Here is a 3,639-nt window from a genome sequence, read left to right as displayed (position 1 = left end):
CTCGGCCGCAGGCGCAGCTTCCGGAGCGCCTCGGCGTCGGGGCCGGCCAGGGCCTCGGGCTCGGGCTCGGTCAGGTTCAGCGGCGGCCGTTGGCGGGGAGGCTTCATCAGGCGGCGATCTCGACTGGAAACGGCGTCTTCAGGCATGCGAAGGGCCGCGCGACCCTAGCGGGTCAATCGCGGCGCGCAAAGGCGAAGCGGTTGATTTCCGGATACCGCCGGGCGGCGGATCAGCAGTCCTGGGCGCGTTCGGGCGAGGCGGCGAGGACGGTCGAGGAGGCGCCGCCGCCGCAGTCGCGGACGCGGTGAATCTCGGTGTCGGCCTTCTGGGGCGGGGACATGTCGACGCCGAACAGCGACAACGCCGCCGCGGCGATCAGGGCGACAAGGCCCGCGATGATGTCGATCAGCGCTTGCACCGCCGATCCCCCTGCCAGTTGGACGTTCGCTGTTATGCGCCCAAACGGCTCCGGGAACAATCCGCCTCGACAGACTAAAGCGTCGCCATTGACCGCCCGGCCCCCCGCGTGGAACGGAAGGCGACGCGGCGCGTCTCCGAACGGGGAGGCGCATGCCGCCGTCATGCGAATCAGTCAGGCCGACGGCATGGAAGACGGAAACCACAGCGCCTTCAGCCCCGGCCGCAACTGCTGGCGGGTCGAGACCGCGGGGCGCTTCGCCATCCTGATGGAGAACGCGGCCTACTTCTCGGCCCTGCGCTCGGCCCTGGACAAGGCCCGCCGCTCGGTCGTGGTCCTAGGCTGGCAGTTCGACCCGCGCACCCGGCTGGACGCCGAAGCCTCCTTGGGCGAGCACGCCGGCGAGGTCGGCCACATGCTGCGCATGCTGGTCAAGTCGCGCCCCGAGCTGGACGTGCGCCTGCTCATCTGGAAGTCGCCGCTGCTGATCGCCGCCACCCAGGGCTTCTTCCCCCAGCGCGCCCAGGCCTGGTTCCGCAAGCGGATGGTCGAGTTCCGCCTGGACCAGCCCACGGCCATGGGGGCCTGCCACCACCAGAAGGTGGTCGTCATCGACGACCAGATCGCCTTCTGCGGCGGCGGCGACATCTCGGTGGACCGCTGGGACAGCGCCGAGCACCTGGACGACGATCCCCGGCGGTGCCTGCCCTCGGGCGTTCTGGCCCCGCCGCGCCATGAGGTGATGTGCGTGCTCGACGGCCCCGCGGCCCTCGCCCTGGGCGATCTGGCGCGCGAGCGCTGGTATCGGGCCACCGGGGAACGGACGATCGTCGACGTGGGCGACGGCGATCCCTGGCCGGACGATGTCCCGCCCGACCTGACGGGCGTTCCCGTCGCCATCGCCCGGACCGAACCGGGACGTCGCTCAGGCGGCGCGGTGCGCGAGAACGAGGCGCTGCACCTGGACCTGATCCGCCGGTCGAAGCGGCTGATCTACCTGGAGAACCAGTACTTCACCTCGCCGGTGATCGCCGCCGCCCTGGCCGAGCGGCTGGGGGAGTGGGACGGTCCGGAAGTGGTCCTGGTGACCACCGGCGGCAGTCCCAGCTGGTTCGACCGGATGACCATGGACACGGCCCGATCCGAGGTGCTGTACCGGCTCGAGCAGGCGGATCGGAACAACCGCTTCTTCGCCTTCACGCCCCACACGGCCTCGGGCGGGCGGATCATCGTGCACGCCAAGACCTCGATCTTCGACGACGAGATCCTCCGGATCGGATCGACCAACCTGAACAATCGGTCTCTGGGTTTCGACACCGAGTGCGACGTGGCGGCGGCGCCGGCGGACGAGGCGGGGCGCGAGGCGATCCGTCGGTTCCGCCATCGGACGCTGGGCCACTGGATCGGGGTCTCGACCGAGGCCTTCGCTGCGGCGGAGGCCGTGACCGGCTCGGTGGGGGAGGCGGTGCAGCGGTTCGACACCGGCCGGATGCAGCTCCTGGGCGCGACCCCGCCCACGCGGGTCGAGCAGGTGATCGCGGAGTTCCAGCTGGGCGATCCCACTTCGCCCGCCGACGCCTTCCGGCCCTGGAAGCGTCGGCTGACCTCGCAACACCGCGCGGTCAGGAAGTTCTGATCTCGAAGTCGATGATCAGGGGTAGGTGGTCGGACGCCATCCGGGCCAGCGGCGAGTAGGGGGCCTTCACCCCGGTCACCTGGATCTCGGGGCTGACGAAGCAGTGGTCGATGCGGATCGCCGGGAAGCTGGAGGGGAAGGTCTTGACCGTCGGCCTCAGGCCCAGAACCCGCTGGCAGTCCCGCAGCTTGCGGGCCAGCGCCTGGTAGGGGCGGGTCACCGACGTGGCGTTGAAGTCGCCGGTCAGAAGGGTGGGGCCCGTGCATTCGGCATGGCCGAGCCACTGTTCGCCGGTTAGCGCGGCCGCCTGGAGCCGCTGCTCGCGCGGGACAAGGCCCAGATGGGTGTTCAGGACGTTCAGGGTGGCTCCGCCGATCTCGACCGCCGCCCACAGGGCGCCGCGCGGCTCCAGCCCGGGTACGCCGCGCACGCTGGGCAGGGGACCCGAGCGGACCAGGCGTTCAGGCAGGTGGGTCAGGATGGCGTCGCCGTAGAGCTCGGCCTCGACCTTCATCGCCGCGTGGAAGTGGAAGGTCATGGCCAGCTTGTCGGCGATCGACTGGGCCTGATCGACGTAGCCGGTGCGGGCCCGGCCGACGTCCAACTCCTGCAGGCAGACGATGTCGGGTTCGTGCTCGGCGATCACCGCCGCGATCCGGCCGACGTCGAGCCGCCGGTCCACGCCGACGCATCGGTGCACGTTGTAGGTCAGCAGTCGGGGCATGGGAGTCCGGGTCGGCCTGGAGGGCGGGGCTAGGCCATTTCCTCCCTGAATGCGACCCCTGACGGGCCGGTTGCGCCTCAGATGACCACCAGCTTGTCGGCGATCTCGTTGCGGTCGCGCGGCGCGGGCGGGAAGTGCGAGGCCAGGACCTCGCCGCAGAGACCGATGGCCGCCTCGAACCCCGCCCCCGGATCGCCGCGCTTCAGCCCCTGCGCCAAGGCCTCCACCGCGTCGCCCCAGACGTTCGGATCCACCTTGCCGTGGATGCCCTCGTCGGCGACGACCTCGACCTGGTGCTCTTCCATGGCCGCGAAGATCAGCACGCCCGTCCGCCCCTCGGTGACGTGCAGGCCGTGGGCCAGGAACTGCTCCATGGCCGCCTTGCGGACCCGCGTGCGGCGCAGGCTTCGCGGCGTCACGCGCAGGCGGACCGCCGGGATGGAGGTGACCGCCAGGACGACCACGAAGACCGCCGCCTGGATCAGGGCGTAAGCCGTCAGGGCGTGGCCCAGGGTGGCGTCGCGGGCGGCGAGGTGGGCCGTCTCCCAGCCGTTGGTGAATCCCGGCACCCAGCCGGGCTCGAACCCGAACGGAATCAAGGCCAGCGGCAGCAGCAGCGCCGCCGCTGCGGCCCAGGCCAGCGAGACATTGCGGTAGGAGGAGACCTGCCGGGACAGGACGCAGAAAATCTCGCCCGAGGTCCGGGTCTCGGCCGCCGCGATGGCGTCCGCGATCCGCTGATGGGCTTGCGGGGGTCAGGGTGGTCACCATCCGCCCGAGGCTCCTCCGCCGCCGAAACTGCCGCTCCCCTCCGCCGAAGCCGCCTCCGCCGCCCCAGGACCCGCCGCCGCCCCAGGAGCT

Annotated in this window: 4 protein-coding genes; 1 reads left to right on the top strand and 3 read right to left on the bottom strand. The window is 71.2% G+C overall.

Translation table 11 applies throughout. The features are described from left to right. Positions 1-229 precede the first annotated feature (229 nt). Positions 230-418 (bottom strand): hypothetical protein, encoded by a 189-nt coding sequence (locus AC2W7C_RS14945; protein ID WP_486002125.1) that lies wholly within the window; start codon positions 416-418, stop codon positions 230-232. Positions 419-605: 187 nt separating this feature from the next. Between AC2W7C_RS14945 and AC2W7C_RS14940 the strand changes: the two genes are divergently transcribed. Further along, the gene (locus AC2W7C_RS14940) at positions 606-2,054 is read left to right on the top strand and encodes a phospholipase D-like domain-containing protein (RefSeq protein ID WP_486002124.1); all 1,449 of its coding nucleotides are present in this window, start codon (positions 606-608) and stop codon (positions 2,052-2,054) included. Here AC2W7C_RS14940 and AC2W7C_RS14935 read toward each other — a convergent pair. Together AC2W7C_RS14935 and AC2W7C_RS14930 are read right to left on the bottom strand one after the other, a co-directional pair. Next, positions 2,041-2,778 carry an endonuclease/exonuclease/phosphatase family protein gene (locus AC2W7C_RS14935; RefSeq protein WP_486002123.1) on the bottom strand — a complete coding sequence of 246 codons (738 nt, stop codon included), beginning with the start codon at positions 2,776-2,778 and terminating at the stop codon, positions 2,041-2,043. The genes AC2W7C_RS14940 and AC2W7C_RS14935 overlap by 14 nt on opposite strands. Positions 2,779-2,855: 77 nt before the next feature. Further along, a complete protein-coding gene (locus tag AC2W7C_RS14930; RefSeq protein WP_486002122.1) occupies positions 2,856-3,347 on the bottom strand; it encodes a TPM domain-containing protein in 492 nt (163 codons plus the stop codon). Between the last annotated feature and the right edge of the window lie 292 nt (positions 3,348-3,639).

Source organism: Brevundimonas sp. CURTG3B2_SDJG (genome assembly GCF_057364705.1).
Note: the sequence above shows the minus strand (reverse complement) of the source record. Positions and strands in the feature narration are given on the sequence as shown.

Excerpts from the sequence above, each read along its gene's own strand:
- AC2W7C_RS14940 (WP_486002124.1), top strand. The coding sequence starts at position 606 with ATGGAAGACGGAAACCACAGCGCCTTCAGCCCCGGCCGCAACTGCTGG.
- AC2W7C_RS14935 (WP_486002123.1), bottom strand. The coding sequence starts at position 2,778 with ATGCCCCGACTGCTGACCTACAACGTGCACCGATGCGTCGGCGTGGAC.